This window comes from Mycolicibacterium hodleri (assembly GCF_025822245.1).
Lineage (GTDB): Bacteria > Actinomycetota > Actinomycetes > Mycobacteriales > Mycobacteriaceae > Mycobacterium > Mycobacterium hodleri.
Genome location: NZ_JACKTL010000020.1, coordinates 195,107 through 218,128, shown reverse-complemented (window position 1 = coordinate 218,128; position 23,022 = coordinate 195,107). Strand labels below are relative to the sequence as shown.

Here is a 23,022-nt window from a genome sequence, read left to right as displayed (position 1 = left end):
ACAGTAATCTTAAGAACCCTCTAAGTGGCGAAGGCCGCGACCGCCCCGATCACGATGATTGCGGGAGGTCGGATGCCGTCCGCGCGGATGTGCTCCGGCGCGTCGCCCAGCGTGGTGCGCAGCGTCCGCTGCGCGGCCGTGGTGCCGTGCTGGACCACGAGAACCGGCGTATCCGCAGGTCGGCCGCCTTCGAGCAGCACCTTCGCGAAGAGTTCGATCCGTTCGACGGCCATCAGCAGGACGATGGTGCCCGACAGCGCGGCCAGCGCATCCCAATTCACTAACGATTCGGGGTGTCCCGGCGCAACATGCCCGCTGACCACCACGAACTCGTGGGTGACGCCCCGGTGGGTGACCGGGACGCCCGCCGCCGCGGGAACCGCTATGGCACTCGTCACACCGGGGACGACGGTGACCGGGATGCCGGCCTCCGCGCATGCCAGGAGCTCCTCGTGGCCGCGCGCGAAGACGTACGGATCGCCGCCCTTGAGCCGGACGACGAACTTGCCCGCCCTGGCGCGGTCGATCAGCACGGCGTTGATCGCGTCCTGCGCCATGGATCGGCCGTACGGGATCTTCGCGGCGTCGATGACCTCGACGTGCGGCGCCAGTTCGGCGATCAGTTCCTGAGGGGCCAGCCGATCGGCGACCACGACGTCGGCCTGGGCGAGGAGGCGGCGCCCGCGCACGGTGATGAGCTCGGGGTCACCGGGGCCACCACCGACCAGGGCGACGCCGGCGTGCTGCGAGCCGGGCGCGCGAACGTCACCGGAGGCGGCGATCACGCCGGTCTGCAGGGCTTCGTTGATGGCCGACCGGATGGCGGCCGATCGCCGGTGCTCACCGCCGGCCAGGACGCCCACGCTCAATCCGTCGTACTCGAAGGAGGCGGGCGTGACCGCGGTGCCGTCGCGGGCGACGTCGGCCCGGACGCAGAAGATGCGCAGCCGCTCGGCCTCGGCGACGATGGCCTCGTTGACCGCGGGATCGTCGGTCGCGGCCAGCGCGTACCAGGCGCCGTCGAGGTCACCGGGCCGGAAGTCGCGCAACACGAGGGTGATTCCGTCGAACGCCTCGACCGCGGGCGTCGCCGCCCTGGCGATGACGTGTACGTCGGCGCCGTTGGCGAGCAGCAGCGGGATCCGCCGCTGCGCGACGCTTCCGCCGCCGACGACGACCACCCGCTTGCCGTTCAGGCGCAGGCCGACGAGGTAGGCGTTCTCGGTCACCCGGCGAGCTTAGAGGTTGCGGCGGACCGCACGAACCGGGTGGCCGCCAGCGGATGTGCCGCCGCATGGGCGTGCAGATAGGCGGCGTGGACGCCGGCGACGACCGCACCGTCGACGACCGACGCACCCGCGCCGTCCCGGAAGCCCCAGGCGGGTTCGTGCCCACCGGCGAACGTCACGGCGGTGCGGTGGAATTCGTGCCCCGACACCCGCGTGCCTGCCCGGTGCACCGACGAGTCCCCCAGAGCCACCGCGTCGCGGTATCCCAGGGTCAGGCGCTCGGTGAAGCGGGCGCTCCCGGGAACCACGGCGCACATCGGATGCCCGTCGAGGTCGTCGACCAGATAGGTCAGGCCGGCGCACTCCGCGTGGATCGGCGCTCCCCGGCTCGCCAGCTCCCTGATCTGCCGGCGGACCACCTCGTTGTCGGAGAGCTCCGCGGTGAACTGCTCGGGGAAGCCGCCGGGGATCACCAGCGCGTCGGTGTCGCGCGGCAGCGGATCGGTCAGCGGGTCGAACGCGACGACGTCCGCGCCTGCGGCGGCGAGCAATTCGGCGTGCTCCGGGTAGCCGAAGGTGAACGCGCGACCCGCGGCCAGCGCGACGGTGACGCGACCGGCGACGGGTTCGGCGATCGCCGGCGTCCACGGCTCCACGTCGACGTGGGACCGGGCGACGGCGGCCACCGCGGCGAGGTCGACGTGGCGGGCCACCAAGGTGGTCATCGCCTCCACGGCCGCGACGGCGTGCCTGCCGTGCTCGGTGGCGGTCACCAAGCCGAGATGCCGTGACGGCACGGCCAATTCGTCGGCCCGCGGGATGGCCCCGAGCACCGGCACCCCCGCCTGCTCGCACCCCTGCCGCAGCACGGCCTCGTGCCGCGGTGAGCCGACCCGGTTGAGGATGACGCCGGCCAGGTGAACCGAGCGGTCGAACGTCGAGAACCCGTGCACCACTGCACCGATGCTGTGACTCTGCCCACGGGCGTCGACCAGGAGGATCACCGGCGCGCTCAGCAGACCCGCGACGTGGGCGGTCGAGCCGCGCGCCGGACCCGACGACAGCGGGTCGATGCGACCGTCGAAGAGCCCCATCACCCCCTCGACCACCGCGAGGTCGGCGTCGTCGCTGCCGTGGCGGTAGAGCGGACCGATCAGGTGGTCGCCGACCAGGACGGGGTCCAGGTTGCGGCCGGGCCGCCCGGCGGCGAGGGCGTGGTAGCCCGGGTCGATGAAGTCGGGGCCAACCTTGAACGGTGCGATCGTGCGACCGGCTCGGCGGAATGCACCCATCAGGCCGGTCGCCACGGTGGTCTTGCCGCTGCCCGACGAGGGTGCGGCGATGACGACGGCCGGGGTGCTCACCACTCGATGCCGCGCTGGCCCTTGCGGCCGGCGTCCATGGGGTGCTTGATCTTCGTCATCTCGGTCACCAGATCGGCGGCGTCCAGAAGTCGCTGCGGGGCGTCGCGCCCGGTGATCACGACGTGCTGCCTGCCGGGCCGGTCGAGGAGAACCTCGACCACGTCGTCGACGTCGACCCAGCCCCACTTCAGCGGATAGGTGAACTCGTCGAGCACGTAGAAGTCATGGCGCTGCTCGGCCAACCGGCGCGCGATCTCGGCCCAGCCGTCGGCCGCGGCCTCGGCGTGGTCGACCTCCGATCCCGGCTTCCTCGACCACGACCAGCCGGAGCCCATCTTGTGCCACTCCACGGGACCGCCTGCGCCGTGCTCGTCGTGCAGGCGGCCGAGTTCGCGAAAGGCCGCCTCCTCACCCACCTTCCACTTCGCGCTCTTGACGAACTGGAACACGCCGACGTCGAACCCTTGGTTCCACGCCCGCAGCGCCATCCCGAACGCGGCGGTGGACTTGCCCTTGCCGGGCCCGGTGTGGACGGCCAGCACCGGGGCGTTGCGACGAGCCCGCGTCGTCAGACCGTCGGCCGGAACGGCGACTGGTTGACCCTGTGGCATCGAACATCTCCTCCGTCGGGGATCAGGCCGCGCGATCGCCGGAGTGCGACCGAACCAACCGCGTCAGACCGTCGGCGCGAAGGTGCGCCAACCGAACCGCCGGCGCGCCGAGCTGGGTGGCCAGTACGTCGGCCAGACCCAAACGTACATAGGAGGTCTCGCAGTCGACCACGACCGCCGCCGCGCCCTCGGCCAGCAGCATCGCCGCCGCGGTGCGGGCCCGCCCGAGCGGGTCGGGTCCGCCCGTCGCCCGGCCGTCGGTCAGCACGACCACCAGACTGCGACGCGCGCGGTCGCGCGCCTTCTCCCGGACCACCACGTCCTTGGCCGCGAGGAGACCCTGGGCAAGTGGGGTCTTTCCTCCGGTGTCGAACCGCGCGAGGCGCCGGCCGGCGATGTGGACCGACGTGGTCGGCGGAAGCAGCACCTGAGCCCGGTCGCCGCGGAAGGTGATCACGGCGACCTTGTCGCGGCGTTGGTAGGCGTCGCGAAGCAACGACATGGTCGCGCCGCCGACGGCCGACAGTCGGTCTCGCGCCGCCATCGACCCCGAGGCGTCGACCAGGAAGACGACCAGATTGCCTTCCCGGCCTTCACGAATCGAGCGCCGCAGATCGGCGGGGCCGAGCCGTGGCCGGCCCGGCTCGGTCTGCCGCTCGGCGGCGGCCAGCAGCGTGCCGAACACGTGCAGCCCGTGACCCTGCTGGGGATCCTCGGTCGCGGCGATCGGGGTGCCGGTCCGGTTGCGGGCGCGCGACCGACGACCGGGCGCACCCTCCCCTACGCCGGGCACCACCAGCGCCTTCGCCCGGAACGTGGGTGCGGGCGCGTCGTTGGGCCGGGGGGTCGACGACGGCGAATTGCGTTGCCGGGCCGAGCCGTTGGACGCATCGGCGTCGGCCTCCGGTGACTCTCCCCCGCCTCCCGGCGGGTCGGGCTCCGGGTCGGGCTCCGGAGCGGGCCCCGACTCGGGGTCCGGTCCCGGTTCGTCGGCGGCCTCGCCGGCCTGGCTCATCGCCTCGTCGAGTCGGTCCTGGTCGAGGCCCGGGTCGTCGAACGGGTCGCGACGGCGGCGGTGTGGCAGCGCGAGTTCGGCGGCAACGCGGACGTCGAGTTCCTCGACTCGCTCGCCGCCACGCCATGCCGCGTGCGCGACCGCCGTGCGCGCGACCACCAGGTCGGCCCGCATCCCGTCCACGTCGAAGGACGCGCACAGGGCGGCGATGCGTCGTAACTCGTTGTCCGGCAGGATGATCGACCCGACCATGGCTCGGGCGAGGGCGATTCGGCGGGCGAGGTCGACGTCCTCGTCTGCGTATCGGGCGGCGAACCCGTCGGGATCGGCTTCGAAGTCCATGCGCCGCCGGATCACCTGGACCCTGGTGTCGACGTCGCGGGAGGCGTGGACGTCGACCGTCAGGCCGAACCGGTCGAGCAGCTGAGGCCGCAGTTCACCCTCTTCGGGATTCATGGTGCCGACGAGCATGAACTTCGCCTCGTGGCTGTGCGAGACACCGTCGCGCTCGACGTGCACCCGACCCATCGCCGCGGCGTCGAGCAGCACGTCCACCAGGTGGTCGTGCAGCAGGTTGACCTCGTCGACGTAGAGCACGCCGCCGTGCGCCCTGGCCAGCAGGCCGGGCGAGAACGCGTGCTCACCGTCGCGGAGCACGCGCTGCAGGTCCAGCGATCCGACGACCCGGTCCTCGGTGGCGCCGATGGGCAGTTCGACCAGGCGCGCACCCGCGTCGACGTCGGCGAGTACCGACGCCAACGCCCGCACCGCCGTCGACTTGGCCGTACCCTTCTCCCCCCGGATCAGCACGCCGCCGATCTCGGGCCGCACCGCGCACAGGATCAGGGCGAGCCTCAGCTGATCCTGACCGACCAGCGCGGAGAAGGGGTATTCCGTCGGGAGCGGGCTTGAAAGTGAGGACGTCATCGACTCTCAGCTTGCCCCATGGAGTCCGCTGCGACGCAACATGGGGATGTGCGGCACCCCGTCGTCGAGGAATTCCTCGCCGTCCCGGACGAAGCCGTGCTTGGCGTACATCTCCTCGAGGTAGGTCTGCGCGTCGATGCGGCAGGGGTCGTCGCCTACCTCGGCCAGCGCGGCCTTCATCAGACGGCTGGTGTGCCCTTGGCCTCGATCGCCTCGCCGGGTACACACCCGGCCGATCCGAAAGACCTTCTCCCCGCCCGGATGTTCCTCCATCAGGCGCAGGGTGGAGACCACCCTTCCATCGGAGTCCTCGAGCCAGAAGTGCCGAGTCTCGGCGAGCAGGTCGCGGCCGTCCAACTCGGGATACGGCGTGGCCTGCTCGACGACGAAGACCTCGACCCGAAGCTTGAGCAGCTCGTAGAGCGTTGCGGCGTCAAGGTCCTTGGCCCAGCTACGCCGCGGAGTGATCGTCACGGCGCCACCGTCATACGGGGACCGCTGGCACGTCCGTGGCCTTGTGGTCGAGCTTGAGGACCTTGGTGCCCCAGTCCCAGACCTCTGCGAAGAGCTTCGGCTCGCCGGACAGCTCGGTGCCGAACGACGGGACCATCTCCTTGATCTTGGGCTGCCAGGACGGGAAGCGGTCGGGGAAGCAGCGTTCCAGGACGTCGAACATCGCCGGCACGGCCGTGGATGCACCCGGCGACGCACCGAGCAGACCGGCGATGCTGCCGTCGGCCGCCGCGAGCACCGTGGTGCCGAATTCCAGTACCCCTCCGGCGCCCTTGCGTCGGATCACCTGCACGCGCTGACCGGCGATGTCGAGTTCCCAGTCGGAATCCTGGGCGCTGGGCGCGAATTCGCGCAGCGCCTCCACGCGGTCGGCTTCGCTGAGGGCCAGCTGACCCACCAGGTACTTGACCAAACTCATCTCGGTGAGGCCGACGCCGAGCATCGAGGCCAGGTTGTTGGGCTTCACCGAGAGCGGCAGATCGGTGACCTTGCCCTGCTTGAGGAACTTCGGCGACCAACCCGCAAACGGACCGAACAGCAGGTAGGACCGGCCGTTGATCACGCGGGTGTCCAGGTGCGGCACCGACATTGGCGGCGCGCCGAGCGGCGGCGCGCCGTAGACCTTGGCCTGATGGGCGGCGGCCAGCTCGTGGTTGCCGGTGCGCAGCCACTGGCCGCCGACGGGGAAGCCACCGAAGCCCTTGGCCTCCTCGATGCCCGACTTCTGCAGCAGCGGAAGGGCGCCGCCGCCCGCGCCGACGAAGACGAACTTCGCGTTGAGCTTGCGCTTCTGTCGGGTACGACGGTTGGTGACCTTCAGCGTCCAGCTGCCGTCGGACTCCTTGGCGAGGTCTCGCACCTCGTGGCCGAACAGGGTCGTCATACCGCCCTCGACGGCGTAGCCGATCAGCTGGCGGGTCAGCGACCCGAAGTTGACGTCGGTGCCGTCCTGCGTCCAGTTCAGCGCCACCGGCTCCTTGAAGTCCCGCTTGGCGGCCATCAGCGGCAGGCGGCGCGCGAATTCGTCGCGCGAGTCGACGTATTCCATCGACGCAAAGAGCGGGTTGGTGACCAGCGTCTCGCGGCGGCGCTTGAGGTAGTCGAGGTGCTTGGCGCCGTGCACGAAGCTGACGTGCGGAATGGGGTTGAGGAAGCTGCGCACGTCCGGCAGGACACCGCTTTCCACGGCGTGCGCCCAGAACTGCCGCGACACCTGGAACTGCTCGTTGACGTGGACGGCCTTGCTGATCTCGATCGTGCCGTCGGCGCGCTGCGGGGTGTAGTTCAACTCACACAGCGCCGAGTGTCCGGTACCCGCGTTGTTCCACGGATCGCTACTCTCGGCAGCGGCCCCGTCCAGCCGCTCGACGAGGGTGATGGACCAGTCGGGTTCCATCAGCTTCAGCAGGGTGGCGAGCGTGGCACTCATGATGCCCGCTCCCACCAGCACGACGTCGGTTTTGGCTACCTCAGACACGTGATCCTTGACCCTTCGTGGCACGAGTTCCGCATCAGCACGGCTTTCGAATGTCCAGGTTATCCCGTCTGCCTCGAGCGTCGTCGGTCGGTAGACACCCCTGCCGCGGGACCGCGTCGCGGCGCGGTCCGCCTAGAGTGACACCGTGACACCGATGGGACCCGGCGAGGAACCCACGTGGGAGCCCGACGTCTTGCCCGGGTACTGGCAGCAAACCCTGGCACTCGGTTCCGATCCGGACGGCGAGGGCGAGCTGGTGGCAACCCTGGTCCGGCGCGGTGACACCGGCGCCGGCACGCATGCGGTGCTGGCCCTGCACGGCTACACCGACTACTTCTTCAACACCGAGTTGGCCGACCACTTCGCCGATCGCGGCTTCACCTTCTACGCGCTGGACCTCCACAAGTGCGGCCGCTCGCACCGACCGGGACAGACGCCGCACTTCACCACCGACCTCGCCAGCTACGACGCCGAGCTGGATCGTGCGCTGGCGATCATCGCCCGCGACACGGCCGAACCCGCCCCGCCGCGGGTCTGCGTCTACGGGCACTCCGCGGGTGGGCTCGTCGCGACCCTGTGGCTGGACCGGTTGCAGCGGCGCGGGGCGGCGGCCCAAGTCGGCGCCCTGGTGCTCAACAGCCCGTTCTTCGACCTGCACGGACCGGCGATCCTGCGCACCGCGCCGACGTCGGCGGCGCTGATCGCCCTGGCCCGGTTGCGCAAGCGGCAGGTCATCCGCAAGCCCACCACAGGGGGGTACGGCACCACCCTGCATCGCGACTACGCGGGCGAGTTCGACTACGACCTGGACCTCAAGCCGGTCGGCGGGTTTCCCATCACGTTCGGGTGGATCAACGCGATCCGGCGGGGTCAGGCGAAGCTGCACCGCGGCCTCGACGTCGGGGTTCCCAATCTGCTGCTGCGCTCCGGTCATTCCGTCGCCGAAGCCCCCCACCCGGAGGCCATCCAACGCGGTGACGCGGTCCTCGACGTCGCGCAGATCGCCCGCTGGGCGGGGTGCGTGGGGAACCGTCAGACGATCGCGCCGATCACCGACGCCAAGCACGACGTCTTCCTGTCACTGGCCGAGCCGCGCGCGGCGGCCTATCGGGAGCTGGGACGCTGGCTCGACGACTACCTGAGCTCCGAATCCCGGAGCACGACAACGAATTTCGGACAGGACTAGGCACGTGGAACACTTCGATCTGGCCATCATCGGTACGGGCTCGGGCAACAGCATCCCCGATCCCGGCGTCGACCCCAGGTACGGCGACATGCGGGTGGCAATCTGCGAGCAGGGCACCTTCGGTGGCACCTGCCTCAACGTCGGGTGCATTCCCACCAAGATGTTCGTCTACGCCGCCGAGGTCGCCGAGACCATCCGCCAGAGCGCCCGGTACGGCGTCGACTCCACGATCGACAAGGTCCGCTGGTCCGACATCGTCGACCGCGTCTTCGAGCGCCGCATAGATCCGATCGCGGCCGGCGGCGAACAGTACAAGCGCAGCCTGCCCAACGTGCGGGTGTACGCCAGCCACACCAGGTTTGGGCCGACTCAGGCCGACGGCCGGTACACGTTGCGCACCGACGACGGCGAGGAGTTCACCGCCGACAAGGTGGTCATCGCCGCGGGCTCCCGGGTTCACGTCCCACCCGCCATCGCCGAGTGCGGTGTGAAGTACTACACCAGCGACGACGTCATGCGGATACCCGAGCTTCCCGAGCATCTGGTCATCGTCGGCGGCGGGTTCGTGGCGGCGGAGTTCGCGCACGTCTTCTCCGCCCTGGGGGTGCGCGTCACCATCGTCGTCCGCGGTGACGGCCTGCTGACCCATTGCGACGAATCGATCTGCCATCCGTTCACCGACCTCGCCACGGCGAAGTGGGATCTGCGCACACACGAGAACGTGGTCGGCGTGCAGCAGACGGGTGACCGCTGCGTGCTCCAACTCGACGACGGCAAGACCATCGAGGCCGACATGCTGCTGGTGGCCACCGGACGCGTGCCGAACGGGGATCAGCTCGACGCGGAGCTGGCCGGCGTCGACGTCGACGACTCCGGCCTGGTGGTCGTCGACGAGTACCAAAGAACCTCTGCGCGCGGCGTCTTCGCCCTCGGTGACGTGTCGTCGGCCTACCAGCTCAAGCACGTCGCCAACCACGAGATGAGGGTGGTGCGGCACAACCTGCTGCTCGACTGGGACGACACCGACTCGATGCGTGCCTCCGATCATCGGTTCGTGCCGTCGGCGGTGTTCACCGATCCACAGATCGCGATGGTGGGCATGTCCGAGGCCGAGGCCAGGGACGGCGGGTACGACGTGGTCACCAAGATCCAGAGGTACGGCGACACCGCCTACGGCTGGGCGATGGAGGACGAGCACGGGATCGTGAAGCTGATCGGCGACCGCGCGACCGGCAAGATCCTGGGCGCCCACGTCATGGGACATCAGGCGTCGTCGATCATCCAGCCGGTCATTCAGGCGATGACCTTTGGTCAGACCGCCAAAGAGGTTGCCGAGAACCAGTATTGGATTCACCCGGCACTGCCCGAGGTCATCGAGAACGCCCTGCTCGGCCTGCGATAGTCGAAGCGGGTCGGGCCGTGACGTCGACTCCCGCTCGGAAGTGAGTGGTTCAGATGCTTCCTCAACGCCAACCCACGGCCCGGCCGCGCACCGCCACCATGACATGAACACCTGAACACGTGTGCATGTGGACAGATGACGTCGTCCGGCCCTAGGCTGGACGACGACCGAAGCATCCGTCGCGAGAGAAGGAAAACTCATGGCCGAGTACGCATTACCCGATCTTGGTTACGACTACGGAGCACTCGAACCCCATATCTCCGGTGAGATCAACGAGATTCACCACGGCAAGCATCACGCCACCTACGTCAAGGGCGTCAACGACGCCGTCGCCAAACTCGAGGAAGCGCGCGCCGACGACGACCACGCCGCAATCCTTCTCAACGAGAAGAACCTGGCCTTTCACCTCGGCGGTCACGTCAACCACTCGATCTGGTGGAAGAACCTGTCCCCCAACGGCGGTGACAAGCCCACCGGCGAATTGGCCGCGGCGATCGACGACCACTTCGGGTCGTTCGACAAGTTCCGCGCGCAGTTCACCGCCGCCGCCAACGGGTTGCAGGGATCGGGCTGGGCGGTGCTCGGCTACGACACGCTCGGACAGCGGCTGCTCACCTTCCAGCTGTACGATCAGCAGGCCAACGTGCCCCTGGGCATCATCCCCCTGCTGCAGGTGGACATGTGGGAGCACGCGTACTACCTGCAGTACAAGAACGTGAAGGCCGACTACGTCAAGGCCTTCTGGAACGTCGTCAACTGGGCCGACGTCCAGGACCGGTTCGCCGGGGCCACCACAACGGCACGGGGGCTGATCTTCTAGGAAGTCGAGGCGCCACGTGCTCATAGCGCAACTGTCGGATCCGCACGTTCGACCCAAAGACGTTCTCTACCAAGGCGTCGTGGATTCGAATGCCGGCCTGGCAGACGCCGTGGAGCACGTGTGCGCCCTGACCACGCGCCCGGATCTGGTGCTCGTCACCGGGGACCTGGTCGACCACGGCGAACCCGCCGAATACGACCACGCCCGAAAGATCCTGGGGCGCCTGCCAATCCCGTATCTCGTCATCCCCGGCAATCACGACGACCGTGAGAACTTCCGCCTCGCCTTCGCCGATCACCACTACCTGCCCCGGACCGGCCCGCTGCACTACTGCGTCGACGACCATCCGGTGCGCGTCATCGGGCTGGACTCCACGGTGCCCGGCCGGCATCACGGGCACCTGGACGACGCGGGGCTGGACTGGCTCGCCGGCACGCTGGCACAGGACACCGCCAAGCCGACGCTGATCATGCTGCACCACCCGCCCTTCGTCAGCGGCATCCCGTACATGGACGAGTACCGATACTTCGAGGGCGCCGCACTTGCCGCCGTCGTCGAGCGCGCCCCCAACGTCGAGATCGTGGTGTGCGGACACGTCCACCGGTCGATGGTCAGACGGTGGGCAGGGACCGTGATCGTCACGTGTCCCAGCACCGCGACCGAGATCGACCTCCGACTCGCGGCGTCGGCGGAACCGTCGAGCCATGGCGGGCCGCGGGGTTATCTGCTGCACCTCTGGGACGAGCGCGAGGGTATGACGACCCACGCCAACCAGATTGGCGACTTCGCCGGACCCTACCCGTTCGCCTGAGGCTCCCAGCGCTCCTCGATGCGGCCGAAACGCCAGACCGCGAGCGCAACCAGCCACACGACCACGAACAGCCCCACGATGGTGAAGCCGACGAACTCCAGATCTGCCGACCCGATGACCGCGAGCGGTCCGGACTGGATGCCGAGCCGGTCGACCAGCAGGCCGACCAGCACGATGACGCCGATCACCAGGGCCACGAACACCGACAGAAGCGTCACCGTCAGGTTGTAGTACACCTTGCGGATCGGCTTGAGGAACGCCCAGCCGTAGGCCCGGGCCATGAAGATCCCGTCGGCGGCGTCGAACAGACTCATCCCGGCCGCGAACAGCACCGGCAGCACCAGGATCGCGTACCAGGGCAACGTGAACGCGGCGGTGCCGGCGGCGAGCACCAGCAGGGCCACCTGCGTGGCGGTGTCGAAGCCCAGCCCCATCAGAAGGCCCACCGGGTACAGGTGCCACGGCTTGCCGACGCGTCGCATGACGCGCCCGAGCAACCGGGCCATGAACCCGCGGCTGTTGAGTTGGCGTTCCAGCTCGGCCTCGTCGAAGTCACCGGACCGCATCTCCCGGAACACCTTCGCGATGCCGACGACGGCGAACAGGTTGGTCAGGCCGATCAGGATGAGGAAGGTGCCGGCCACCAGCGAGCCGATCAGACCGAGAGTCTGCAGCATCGAGGAGTTCTCGTCCTGCACGGGTCCGATCAGCGCCTTGACGCCGAGCGCCAAGAGGAACGCCAGCCCGAACACCACACTCGAGTGCCCCAGCGAGAACCAGAACCCGGCCGACAGCGAGCGCTTGCCCTCGCCGACCAGCTTGCGGGTGGTGTTGTCGATGACCGCGATGTGATCGGCGTCGAAGGCGTGCCGGACGCCGAGCAGATAGGCGGTCAGGCCGAGCCCTACGCCGAACACCCCGGTCGATCCGAGCGTGATGTGCTGCGGGGCGACGCCGAAGACCAGGACCCCCCAACCGAATACGTGCAGGAAGACGACGACGGCGCTCATGCCGGCAATGGACAGCCAGTCGGCGCGATCGAGCCTGCTCACCGTGGTCGGGCTGGGCAGGGGCTCCGACGACGTACCGAGGATCACGCGTTCGAGCCTATGGTGACGCCCGCATGCCTGTCTAGCTGTACAGATGTTCAGGTCGACGGACTACCCGGACGGGCAGGTCAGCCGTGCGCGGCGCCGATCCAGTGCAGCAGATCGTGGACGATCTCGTCGTCGAGACGGTAGGCCACCGAGCGCCCGACCCGGGTGCTGCTCACCCAGCCCTGCTGCCGAAGCACCCGCAGTGCCTGTGACACGGAGTTCTCCGACCGGTTGACCACCGCCGCCAGGTCACTCACGCAAATGCCGGGCGCGCGATGCAGGCTGAGCAGGATTTCGAGCCGGTTCGGATCGGACAGCAGATCGAAGCGCAGCGTCCAGCCGGTGATGTCGACGTCGGACAGCGCCGACGACGCCCGTCGCACGATCGCCTCGCCACCAGCTTCCATGAGTGCAATTTAGTCGACCGAACCGCTGGCGCCTAGCTGTCCAGGAACCCGTGCAGCAGCGATGCCGATCCCCACACGTGCGCCGCCATCGTCTCGGCCGCCCCGTCGGCGTCCCCGGCCAGGATCGCCATCACGATCGCCTCGTGCTGCTCGTCGGAGTGGACGATGTTGCGGGCGAGCAGCGGAATGTGGTCGAGCAGCTCGTTGAGACGCATCCGATTCTCCGCCACCAGCGGAACCAGCGACGGCGTCCCGGCGGCCTCGGCGATCGCGAGGTGCAACCGGGAGTCCAACCGGCGGTAGTCCTCCAGCGCGGCCCCGCGGACGTCGGTGAGCCGGGCCCACAGGGTTTCGCGTTCGGCCGCCGTCAACGTCCGGCCCGCCGCCATCCGGGCCGCCCCCACCTCCAAGACCTCGCGCAGCCGCAGCGCGTCGTCGATGTCCGCGCGACTGAAACGCACGCCGTCGGCGCTGGGGGCAGGTAGGTCGTCGGCCAGGAAGGTGCCGCCGTACCGACCGCGGCGCGACACCAGGTACCCGGCGTCGGACAACGACCTGATGGCGTCGCGAACGGTGTCGCGGCTGACGCCGAGACGCGCTGCGAGTTCGCGTTCCGGCGGCAACGACTCCCCCGGCTCCAGCACGCCGAGCCGGATCGTCTCGAGCAATCGCCCCACGGTGTCCTCGAAGGCGTTGCCCAGCCGAACCGGACGCAGCAGCGCCTCGCTGGCGGGCTGCGGATCCGGTGTGGGGTGGGCGGTCACGTCACCTACAGCGGCGTGACGTAGTGGCCGGTGATGCCGCCGTCGACGAGGAACGTCGACCCGGTGATGAACGACGCGTCGTCACTGGCGAGGAACGTGACGGCGGCGGCCAGCTCGTCGGGCTCGGCGAACCGGCCCATCGGCACGTGGATCAGCCGGCGCGCCGCGCGCTCCGGGTCCTTGGCGAACAGCTCCTGCAGCAGCGGGGTGTTCACCGGGCCGGGGCACAGCGCGTTGACCCGGATCCCCTGGCGCGCGTACTGGATCCCGAGCTCCCGCGACATCGCGAGTACGCCGCCCTTGGACGCCGTGTAGGAGATCTGGGAGGTCGCCGACCCGTTCACCGCGACGAACGACGCGGTGTTGACGATCGACCCCTTCTGCGCCGGGACCATGTGCCGCAGCGCCGCCTTGCAGCAGAAGAACACCGACTTGAGGTTGATGTCCTGCACGCGGTCCCAGGCGTCGATGCCGGTGACCTCGATGAGGTCGTCCTCCGGCGGGCTGATGCCTGCGTTGTTGAACGCGATGTCGACCGAGCCGTGGGTGTCGGCGGCGGTGTCGAACAGGTTGTCCACGGCCGCCTGGTCGGAGACGTCGACCTGGACGAAGGTGCCGTTGAGGTCGCCTGCGACGCTCTTGCCGGTGTTGGGGTCGATGTCACCGATCACGATCGTCGCGCCCTCGGCCCGCATCCGCTTGGCCGTCGCGAGACCGATACCGCTGGCACCGCCGGTGATGACGGCGACCTTGCCTGCCAGCCGCTGGGTCAGATCCATCTAGAGCTCTCCAATCGCAAAGAAGACGTTCTTGGTTTCGGTGAAGTGCAGAGGAGCGTCGGGCCCGAGCTCGCGCCCGAGTCCCGACTGCTTGAAGCCGCCGAACGGCGTGTTGTAGCGGACCGACGAGTGCGAGTTCACCGACAGGTTGCCGGACTCCACCCCGCGCGAGACCCGCATCGCCCGCGACAGGTTGTCGGTCCAGATGGAGCCGGACAGGCCGTACGGGCTGTCGTTGGCGAGCTCGATCGCGTCGGCCTCGTCGTCGAACGGCAGCACGGTGACGACGGGTCCGAAGATCTCCTCGGTCACCGTGCGGTCGGAGCGCTGAGGGGTGAGAACCGTTGGGGGGAACCAGTATCCGGGTCCCGTGGGAGCCGAGCCACGGAAAGCCACCGGCGCACCGTCGGGGACGTACGACGACACCGTGTCGAAGTGCGGCCGCGACACCAGCGGACCCATCTCGCTGTCCCGGGACGTCGGATCGCCGACGACGACCCCCTTGACGGCAGGCTCGAGGAGTTCCATGAACCGGTCGTAGACGTTGCGTTGCACCAGGATTCGGCTGCGTGCGCAGCAGTCCTGGCCGGCGTTGTCGAACACCCCGTACGGCGCGGTGGCGGCGGCCTTCTCCAGGTCGCAGTCGTCGAAGACGATGTTGGCGCTCTTGCCACCGAGCTCGAGGGTCACCCGCTTCACCTGTTGCGCGGCGCCCGCCATCACCTTCACGCCCACCTCGGTGGAGCCGGTGAAGACGATCTTGCGGACATCCGGGTGGCTGATGAACCGTTCCCCCACGACCGAGCCCTTGCCGGGCAGCACCTGGAAGAGCCCGTCGGGCAGGCCCGCCTCGCGGCCCAGTTCCGCCAGCCGCATCGTCGTGAGCGGGGTGATCTCGGCCGGTTTGACCAGCACGGCATTGCCTGCGGCCAGGGCCGGCACGAAACCCCACGACGCGATGGTCATCGGGAAGTTCCACGGTGCGATCACCGCGACCACGCCGAGCGGCTCGTTGAACGTGACGTCGAGCCCGCCAGCGACCGGAATCTGCTTGCCGGACATGCGTTCCGGGCTGGCGGAGTAGAACTGCAGGACGTCGCGGACGTGGCCCGCCTCCCACTCGGCGTTGCCGATCACGTGGCCGGAGTTGGCCACCTCCAGCGCCGCCAACTCGTCGACGTGGGCGTCGACCTGCGCGGCGAACGAACGCAGCGCGGCCGCCCGCTCGGCGGGAGCGAGCTTGGCCCACTGCTTCTGGGCGGACTTCGCGCGCGCCACCGCGTCGTCGACTTCCGGGACGTCGAGCATCTCGACGGTGCGCAGCACCTCCTCCGTCGCCGGGTTGATCAGTGTGGACGTGCTCACGCGCTATTCCTCTCCAACGTTGAGTGCTTCTTCGATGCGTACTCCGCGGCCGCCTCGACGACGCCGGCGAACAGCCGCAGGTCGTCGAGCCGTTCCTCCGGGTGCCACTGAACGGCCAGAACGAATGTGTCGCCGGGTATCTCGACGGCTTCGACCACCCCGTCGGGATCCCACGCGCTCGCCATCAGCCCGGCGCCGAGTTCGGCGATGGCCTGATGGTGGTAGCACTGGGCGTCGGTGGTCGTGCCGATCAGCGCGGCGAGCCGGGTTCCCGGCACCGTCTGGATCTTCGAGGTGCTGAACACCGCGTTGCCGAGCTGATGTTGGTAATGCCCGACCACGTCGGGCAGATGCTGGTGCAGGGTGCCCCCCAGCGCGACGTTGAGCACCTGTGCACCGCGGCAAATGCCGAGCACCGGCAACTCGCGCGCCAAAGCCCCTCGCACCAGGGCGAATTCCCAGGCGTCGCGGTCCAGCGCCGGCTCGTCGGTGCTCGCGTGGGGTTGCTGACCGTATCGGGCCGGGTCGACGTCGCGTCCGCCGGTGATCACCACACCGTCCAGACCGTCCAACACGCGGTCGACGACGGCGTCGTCGGCCGGCTGCGGCGGAAGGAGCATGGCGATGCCGCCGGCGGAGGTGACGCCCTCGACGTAGACGGCGGGCAGGAAGCTCGCCCGCACGTCCCAGACCCCCGTCTGGGCCTGCTGAAGGTACGTCGTCAGCCCGACTGCAGGCCTAGAGCCGTTCGAAGCCACGGCGCCTCTCCCAGTCGGTCACCGCCGAATTGAACGCCTTCAATTCGATCCGGGCATTGTTGAGGTAGTGCTCGACGACGTCGTCGCCGAACGCCTCGCGGGCGACGGTCGAACCCTCGAACAGTTCGGCCGCCTCGGCGAGCGTGGTCGGAAGTCGTTCGGCGCCACTGGTATACGCGTTGCCGGCGCACGGCTCGGGCAGCTCGAGCTGCTGGTCGATGCCGTGCAATCCACCGGCGATCAGCGCCGCGACGGCCAGATACTGGTTGACGTCACCGCCGGGCGCGCGACACTCCATCCGCATCCCGTGCCCGTGACCGACCACCCGCAGCGCGCAGGTGCGGTTGTCCAGGCCCCACGCGACGGCGGTCGGGGCGAAGCTGCCGTCGACGAAGCGCTTGTAGGAGTTGACGTTCGGTGCGTAGAACAACGTCAACTCGCGCAGCGTGGCGAGTTGGCCCGCCAGGAAGCTGCGGAACATCGGCGACATCCCCAACGGGTCGTCGTCGTCGGAGAACACCGGAGAACCATCCGTGCCGCGGAAGGACAGGTGGATGTGGCAGCTGTTGCCCTCTCGCTCGTCGAACTTCGCCATGAAGGTCAGGCTCTTGCCGTGCTGGTCGGCGATTTCCTTGGCGCCGTTCTTGTAGATCGTGTGGTTGTCGCAGGTGACCAGCGCGTCGTCGTAGCGAAAGCCGATCTCCTGCTGGCCCAGGTTGCATTCACCCTTGACGCCCTCGCAGTAGAGGCCCGCACCCTCCATGCCGTTGCGAATGTCGCGGAGCAACGGCTCCATTCGCGTGGACGCCAGCATGTTGTAGTCGATGTTGTAGTCGGTCGCGGCGGTCAGCCTGGTGTAGCCCTTGGCCCACGCCTCGCGGTAGGAGTCGTCGAACACGATGAACTCGAGTTCGGTGGCCGCCACCGCGTCCATCCCCCGCTGCGCCAGTCGGTCGAGCTGCGCGCGCAGAATCCCGCGCGGCGACGGGCGCACCGGCGAGCCGTCGTGCCACCCGAGGTCGGCCATCACCAGCGCGGTGGCCGGCAGCCAGGGAATCCGTCTCAGCGTGGAGAAGTCCGGCGTCATCACCATGTCGCCGTAGCCGGCTTCCCAGCTCGACATCTTGTATCCGTCGACGGTGTTCATGTCGACGTCGACGGCCAGCAGGTAGTTGCAGCACTCGGCGCCGTGCGCGATCACGTCGTCGACGAACAGCCGCGCCGAGATCCGTTTGCCGGTCAACCGGCCCTGCATGTCGGTGAAGGCGACGATGACGGTGTCGACGTCTCCCTCGGTGACCATCTTCTTCAACTCGGAGAGCTCCAACGTCACGTGCCCCGCCTCTCGAAACCGACGAACATGGGTCAGAGTCAACCATTGGATCCGGTTCACCGCGCATTTCGGTCATAGATTTACACAACCGTCACTGCCAAAGGTAGGACACCAGACCATTGCGGATCTATTGTCCCTACTCAGTGAGCGCTCTCGTGCGCTGCCCCAAGAAGGAGAACTACCGTGCCAGAGGGTCACGAAGAACTGTCCGACGACGAAAAGCACCTCGCATCACTCGGCTACACCCAGGAGCTGAACCGCTCCTGGTCCAGCTTCAGCAACTTCGCCATCTCGTTTTCGATCATCTCGATCCTGGCGGGCTGCTTCACCTCGTTCGGCCTCGGGTGGAACAACGGTGGCCCCGCCGCCATCGCCTGGGGCTGGCCCATCGTGTCGGTGTTCATCCTCATCATCGGGCTGTGCATGTCCGAGCTGGTCTCGGCCTACCCCACCTCCGGCGGCATCTACTGGTGGGCAAGCAAACTCGGCGGCGCCAAGGCCGGCTTCTACACCGGCTGGCTCAACCTGATCGGCCTCATCGCCATCCTCGCGTCGGTGGCCTACGGCGCGGCGACGTTCCTCGACCTCACCCTCGGCACGTTCAGTGAGACGTGGCTGGCCGGCTACAGCCTGACGAGGGTCTTCGTCATCTTTCTCGTCATCCTGGCGCTGTCCGCGACCGTCAACATCTTCTCCTCACACCTGCTGGCCGTCATCAACAACATCTCGGTCTGGTGGCACGTGGCCGGCGCGACCATCGTCATCGTCATCCTCATCGTGGTACCCACACAGCACGCCAGCCTGTCCGACGTGTTCGCCAAGACCATCAACAACACCGGCATGTTCGGCGGCGCCACCTCCGGCGTCGGCTGGCTCTTCTTCGTGCTGCCGATCTCGGCGATCCTCACCCAGTACACGATCACCGGCTACGACGCCTCCGCGCACCTCTCGGAGGAGACCAAGAGCGCGGCCGACGGTGCAGCCAAGGGCATTTGGCGCTCCATCTTCTACTCCGCCATCGGCGGCTGGATCCTGCTGCTCACCTTCCTGTTCGCCGTCAACGACTCCGACGCGGTGTCCGCCGGTGGTGGTGCGGTCGCGGTGATCTTCAGCCAGGCGATGAGCTCGCCGTGGGTGGGCGTCGTGCTGCTGATCTCGACCGCCGGTCAGCTGTTCTGCACCACCGCCTGCCAAACCAGCTCCTCCCGGATGCTCTTCGCGTTCAGCCGCGACCGCGCGGTGCCCGGACACCAGCTGTGGTCCAAGGTCAGCAAGAACAAGATTCCGGCCAACGGCGTGATCGTCACCGCCGTCATCGCGGCCATCATCACGCTGCCCGCCCTCGTCCAGGTCGACATCAACGGCGCACCCGTCCCGGTCGCGTTCTTCGCCGTGGTGTCCATCGGCGTCGTCGGCCTGTACCTCTGCTTCGCGGTGCCGATCTACTACCGCTGGAAGGCCGGCGACTCGTTCCCCGTGGGCAAGTGGAATCTGCGCGGCCACCACAAGTGGATGGCGCCGGTCGCGCTCGTCGAGATCGTCGTCACCTCGATCATCGCCATGTTCCCGACCTCGATGGGCGGCATGCCGTGGGACCCGAGCTTCGAGTGGAAGTTCGTCAACTACACCCCGTTGCTCGTCGGCGGCGTGCTGATCCTGCTGTTCGTCTACTGGCACGTGTCGGTGAAGAAGTGGTTCACCGGGCCGATCAAGCAGGTGACGACGGTCGCCGAGGAACTCGACCTGACCTGATCCTCGCGCGTTACCCGAACAGCTCCCGGACGTCGGAATCAGTGATGGCCGAACCGAAGACGTCGCCGTCGTCGACGACGGCGGCGAACAGTTCGCGCTTGCGTTCCTGGAGCGTCACGACCTTCTCCTCGATGGTGCCCTCCGAGACCAGGCGGTAGACGGTGACCGGACGCGTCTGACCGATGCGATGCGTCCGGTCGACGGCCTGCGCCTCGGCGGCGGGGTTCCACCACGGGTCGCAGATGAAGCAGTAGTCGGCTTCGGTGAGGTTGAGCCCGAAGCCGCCCGCCTTCAGGCTGATGAGGAACACCTGGTTGCGGCCCGACCGGAAGTCGGCGATCGCGGCGTCGCGCTGCTGCGAACTCGACGAACCGTCCAAATGGCTGTAGCGCACCCCGATCGCGTCGAGATGGCTTCGCAGGATGGCGAGGAAGCCGGTGAACTGGCTGAACACCAGCGCGCTGTGCCCCTCGGCGACCAGCTCCGGCAGCTGCTCGACCAGGAAGTCGACCTTGGCGGCCGAGACGTCCATCTTCGACTCGTCGACCAAGCCCACGTGGAGGCTCAGCTGACGCAGCAGGGTCAGCGACCGGAAGATTTGGAACCGGTTCTTCTCCCAGTCGCCCAGCAGCCCGAGGACCTTCTGACGCTCCCGCGCCATGTGCGTGTCGTAGATCCGTCGGTGCTTGGGACCGAGGTCGAGCGCGAGGAGCTGCTCCTGCTTCGGCGGGAGCTCGCCCGCGACCTGAGCCTTGGTGCGCCGCAGCATCATCGGTTTGATCCGCCGGCGCAGCACGGCCAGCCGCTCGGGGTTGGTCCCGGATTCGACGGGCTTGCGGAAGTGTTGGGTGAACACCGCCGGCGACGGGAACAGCCCCGGGGCGGTGATCGACAGCAGCGCCCACAACTCCATCAGGTTGTTCTCCATCGGCGTGCCGGTGATCGCGAGTTTGAAGCGGGCGTCCAGCCGACGCACGCACTGGTGGGTCTTGCTGTTGTGGTTCTTGACGAATTGCGCCTCGTCGAGAATGACGCCCGCCCACTCGATGTCGGCGTAGGCCTCGAAGTCGATGCGCAGGATGGCATAGGAGGTGACGACGACGTCGACGCCCGCCGCGCGCTCCGCCAGCGAGGTGCCCGACCTGGCCTCGGTGCTGGTGACCGCCAACGCCGTCAGGCCGGGGGTGAACCGTCCGCACTCGGCAACCCAGTTGGTGACGACGCTCGTCGGCGCAACCACCAGGAACCGTCGCGGGCCCTGCTCGGCGACGCGGGCGATGAGCGCGAGGGTCTGCACGGTCTTGCCGAGCCCCATGTCGTCGGCCAACACCCCGCCCAGCTGGTTGTCCCACAGAAACGACAGCCAGTTCAGACCGTCCCGCTGGTAGTCGCGCAGCGTGGCGTGCAGTCCCGCCGGCACGTCGACTGGTGCGGGTGGCCGCGCGGCCGTCCTCGAGGTGAGGCTCTGCTGCCACGCGACCAATTGCTCGTCGACCACGCCGAGGGCCAGCAGTTCCTCCCACAGGGTGACGTTGTGGGAGCCGGCGTTCACCCTGTCGCCCTCGATCTCACCGAGTGCGCGGGCCTCCTCGATCAGCTCTCGTAGGCGTTGGAGTTCCGGGGTGTCGAGCCGGAAGTAGACACCGTTGGGCAGAAGCATGTGCGTTGCGCCCGTGGCCAATTCGGCGATGACCGAGGCGATGGGCACCTCTTGGCCGTCGATCGTCAGCGTGATGCCCAGGTCGAACCAGTCGTTGCGCACCGGCACGTCGTCGTCGCTGCCGAATCGCAGCTGCGGGGCGCTCTCGGCCGGACGGAAGTCCGGTACGCCGAGGTGCACCTCCACGGTGAAGGCGTCTCGACACTCCAGGGCAGGCAGGAGCTCGCCAACCAGGACCGCCGCCTCGGGGAGGGTGAGGTCGACCCCCGAGCGCAGGGTCGACGGTGACGAGGCCGCGGCCGCGGCCGCACCGTCGGCACCGTCGGACCTGGCTACGGACGTCATCTCGTCGACCAGCGCCGCGGAGATGGTCCGCTTCGTCAGCTGCCGGAGGTGGTGCGCGGCCTGCTGCTTCCAGGTTCGCGCCGCGGCGGCGACGGCCCTCAGCGCGGGAGTCACCACGTCCCACATCAGGGTCTCGGCCTCGGCGTTCCGATAGCCCGTGCGCAACGCCAGGGATTCGGGCTCGAACTCGTGGTGGCGGTCGTTGACCAGATAGCGGGTGCTCCACTGCGCCCGCACCCCACTGGGCGTCGAGGTCAGCGTCAGCACCGGCGTCGGCCCGCTGATCGTCGGCGGCGTGAAGAGCCCCTCCTCCACGTCCACCGGCGTGACGTCGACCAACCGGGGAAGGACGTCCAACGAGAACTCCGGGACCATCTCGGGGGGAATGCGGACGACTTCGTTGCGGAGGACGAGGTCCAGTGCCGTGCGGGCGGGCACCGGGTCGAACCGGCCCAGCCGCAGGACCCCGTCGACGATCGTGTACATCCCGTGGGGCACCGGCGACCCGATGAGGCCGACGCCGTCGGTCGGACAGCGTTCGCCGTCGACGACCATGGCGACCGACATCGCCGCCCCACCCACGTCGTCGGAGACGAAGTCGAGCCGCAGCTGTGCGCTCTTGACCAGGTCGACGCCCGTCAGGCCACTGCCGCCATGGGCGACGATGGTGACCCCGGCGTCCAACGCGTCGGTCAACCGTGCCCAAAAGCCAACGGGCACTCGGGAAATGGTCATCACGTCGTTGATCGGTACGATCCCAGACCGCTGCGCGTCGCTGACGAGCGCGCGCAGGGTGTCGTACTGGGCGCGGTCGAACTCGCCGGCGGCGGCGTGGTAGGACAGGCGTTGCCAGTTGACCCCGGTCCTGATCCAGGTGCCGCGCTTGCCGACGGTGACGGGTCGCAGCGCGACCTCCGCGCGCGGGCGATAGCGAGTCGGCGGCGAGACCGAGAATTCCAGCCCCATCGGCGCGGCGTTCTGGGTGCCCGGCGGGGCCAGCTCGTCGAGCATCTTGGTCAGCACGGTGCGCCATCGGTCGACGGCGAGCGCGGGTGACTCGTGGTTGCTCGACGCGGTCAGCAGCAGGGCGACGGCGTGCTTGCAGTAGACCCCCACCGGGCAGGAGCACTCGGCCCAGGCGAGCCGCAGGTCGTCGCCGGAGCGCTGGAACCCGGCCGCGACGCGGTACCGGTGGCCGTCCGAACCCGAACAGAGACCGGTCAGCTCGAGGTCGTCCTCGATCCAGTCGGTGTCGCTGACCCGGCCGAGATCGGCATACCTGGTGCCGCGGCTGACCGTCGCCGAACCGAACTCGGCGACCAGCTCACCGATGTTGAGGACGAGGCCGAGCGGCGGCACCATGGACCGAGGATAGAGAAGTCCGCCGACAACGGGTCGGCGAGCAGG

The 23,022-nt window shown here is 68.5% G+C and carries 19 protein-coding genes; 5 read left to right on the top strand and 14 right to left on the bottom strand.

The genetic code is table 11. The features are described 5' to 3' along the window. Positions 1–20: 20 nt before the first annotated feature. From cobA to mqo, 6 genes are read right to left on the bottom strand one after another with little or no spacing between them, the layout of a single operon-like run. The gene (cobA, locus tag H7J06_RS07475; protein WP_264038056.1) at positions 21–1,229 is read right to left on the bottom strand and encodes a uroporphyrinogen-III C-methyltransferase; all 1,209 of its coding nucleotides are present in this window, start codon (positions 1,227–1,229) and stop codon (positions 21–23) included. Then, positions 1,226–2,593, bottom strand: a complete 1,368-nt coding sequence (locus H7J06_RS07470) for a cobyrinic acid a,c-diamide synthase CobB (RefSeq protein WP_264038055.1) — start codon at positions 2,591–2,593, stop codon at positions 1,226–1,228. The genes cobA and H7J06_RS07470 overlap by 4 nt, the downstream gene beginning before the upstream one ends. After that, positions 2,590–3,204 (bottom strand): cob(I)yrinic acid a,c-diamide adenosyltransferase, encoded by a 615-nt coding sequence (gene cobO, locus H7J06_RS07465; protein ID WP_264038054.1) that lies wholly within the window; start codon positions 3,202–3,204, stop codon positions 2,590–2,592. The genes H7J06_RS07470 and cobO overlap by 4 nt, the downstream gene beginning before the upstream one ends. Before the next feature lie 22 nt (positions 3,205–3,226). Next, positions 3,227–5,146, bottom strand: a complete 1,920-nt coding sequence (locus H7J06_RS07460; protein ID WP_264038053.1) for a magnesium chelatase subunit D family protein — start codon at positions 5,144–5,146, stop codon at positions 3,227–3,229. A 6-nt stretch (positions 5,147–5,152) separates the two neighbouring features. Further along, on the bottom strand, positions 5,153–5,620 hold the full coding sequence (locus H7J06_RS07455) for a GNAT family N-acetyltransferase (protein ID WP_264038052.1): 468 nt from the start codon (positions 5,618–5,620) through the stop codon (positions 5,153–5,155). Between the two features lie 10 nt (positions 5,621–5,630). Next, on the bottom strand, positions 5,631–7,136 hold the full coding sequence (gene mqo, locus H7J06_RS07450; RefSeq protein ID WP_264038051.1) for a malate dehydrogenase (quinone): 1,506 nt from the start codon (positions 7,134–7,136) through the stop codon (positions 5,631–5,633). Between the two features lie 154 nt (positions 7,137–7,290). Here mqo and H7J06_RS07445 point away from each other — a divergent pair, with 154 nt between their 5' ends. The 4 genes from H7J06_RS07445 (at position 7,291) to H7J06_RS07430 (ending at position 11,355) form a co-directional block, all read left to right on the top strand. Then, entirely contained in the window at positions 7,291–8,322 is a 1,032-nt protein-coding gene (locus tag H7J06_RS07445; RefSeq protein WP_264038096.1) for an alpha/beta hydrolase, read from the top strand. A 4-nt stretch (positions 8,323–8,326) separates the two neighbouring features. Next, entirely contained in the window at positions 8,327–9,724 is a 1,398-nt protein-coding gene (gene mtr, locus H7J06_RS07440; RefSeq protein WP_264038050.1) for a mycothione reductase, read from the top strand. Positions 9,725–9,923: 199 nt separating this feature from the next. Then, a complete protein-coding gene (locus H7J06_RS07435) occupies positions 9,924–10,544 on the top strand; it encodes a superoxide dismutase (RefSeq protein ID WP_264038048.1) in 621 nt (206 codons plus the stop codon). 16 nt (positions 10,545–10,560) lie between these two features. Beyond that, a complete protein-coding gene (locus H7J06_RS07430; protein ID WP_264038047.1) occupies positions 10,561–11,355 on the top strand; it encodes a phosphodiesterase in 795 nt (264 codons plus the stop codon). On the opposite strand, the gene nicT is transcribed toward H7J06_RS07430, so the two are convergent. The 7 genes from nicT to H7J06_RS07395 all read right to left on the bottom strand — a co-directional run bounded on the left by nicT (position 11,340) and on the right by H7J06_RS07395 (position 17,828). Continuing rightward, positions 11,340–12,452 (bottom strand): Nickel transporter NicT, encoded by a 1,113-nt coding sequence (gene nicT / locus H7J06_RS07425; protein ID WP_372515258.1) that lies wholly within the window; start codon positions 12,450–12,452, stop codon positions 11,340–11,342. The genes H7J06_RS07430 and nicT overlap by 16 nt on opposite strands. A gap of 80 nt (positions 12,453–12,532) precedes the next feature. Further along, positions 12,533–12,859: an ArsR/SmtB family transcription factor gene (locus tag H7J06_RS07420; RefSeq protein ID WP_264038046.1), complete on the bottom strand. Its 327-nt coding sequence runs from the start codon at positions 12,857–12,859 to the stop codon at positions 12,533–12,535. Between the two features lie 32 nt (positions 12,860–12,891). Further along, the gene (locus H7J06_RS07415; RefSeq protein WP_264038045.1) at positions 12,892–13,623 is read right to left on the bottom strand and encodes a FadR/GntR family transcriptional regulator; all 732 of its coding nucleotides are present in this window, start codon (positions 13,621–13,623) and stop codon (positions 12,892–12,894) included. A gap of 5 nt (positions 13,624–13,628) precedes the next feature. Beyond that, the gene (locus tag H7J06_RS07410) at positions 13,629–14,402 is read right to left on the bottom strand and encodes a 3-oxoacyl-ACP reductase (RefSeq protein ID WP_264038044.1); all 774 of its coding nucleotides are present in this window, start codon (positions 14,400–14,402) and stop codon (positions 13,629–13,631) included. Further along, a complete protein-coding gene (locus H7J06_RS07405) occupies positions 14,403–15,767 on the bottom strand; it encodes an aldehyde dehydrogenase family protein (RefSeq protein WP_264038043.1) in 1,365 nt (454 codons plus the stop codon). After that, positions 15,764–16,525, bottom strand: a complete 762-nt coding sequence (locus tag H7J06_RS07400) for a gamma-glutamyl-gamma-aminobutyrate hydrolase family protein (RefSeq protein ID WP_264038042.1) — start codon at positions 16,523–16,525, stop codon at positions 15,764–15,766. Before H7J06_RS07400 ends, H7J06_RS07405 begins: the two co-directional genes overlap by 4 nt. After that, complete coding sequence (locus H7J06_RS07395) at positions 16,506–17,828, bottom strand: glutamine synthetase family protein (RefSeq protein WP_264038094.1); 1,323 nt, start codon at positions 17,826–17,828, stop codon at positions 16,506–16,508. Before H7J06_RS07395 ends, H7J06_RS07400 begins: the two co-directional genes overlap by 20 nt. A 213-nt stretch (positions 17,829–18,041) precedes the next feature. Here H7J06_RS07395 and H7J06_RS07390 point away from each other — a divergent pair, with 213 nt between their 5' ends. Then, entirely contained in the window at positions 18,042–19,610 is a 1,569-nt protein-coding gene (locus H7J06_RS07390; protein ID WP_264038041.1) for an amino acid permease, read from the top strand. 10 nt (positions 19,611–19,620) lie between these two features. On the opposite strand, the gene H7J06_RS07385 is transcribed toward H7J06_RS07390, so the two are convergent. Further along, positions 19,621–22,977: a DEAD/DEAH box helicase gene (locus H7J06_RS07385; protein ID WP_264038040.1), complete on the bottom strand. Its 3,357-nt coding sequence runs from the start codon at positions 22,975–22,977 to the stop codon at positions 19,621–19,623. Positions 22,978–23,022: the final 45 nt, after the last annotated feature.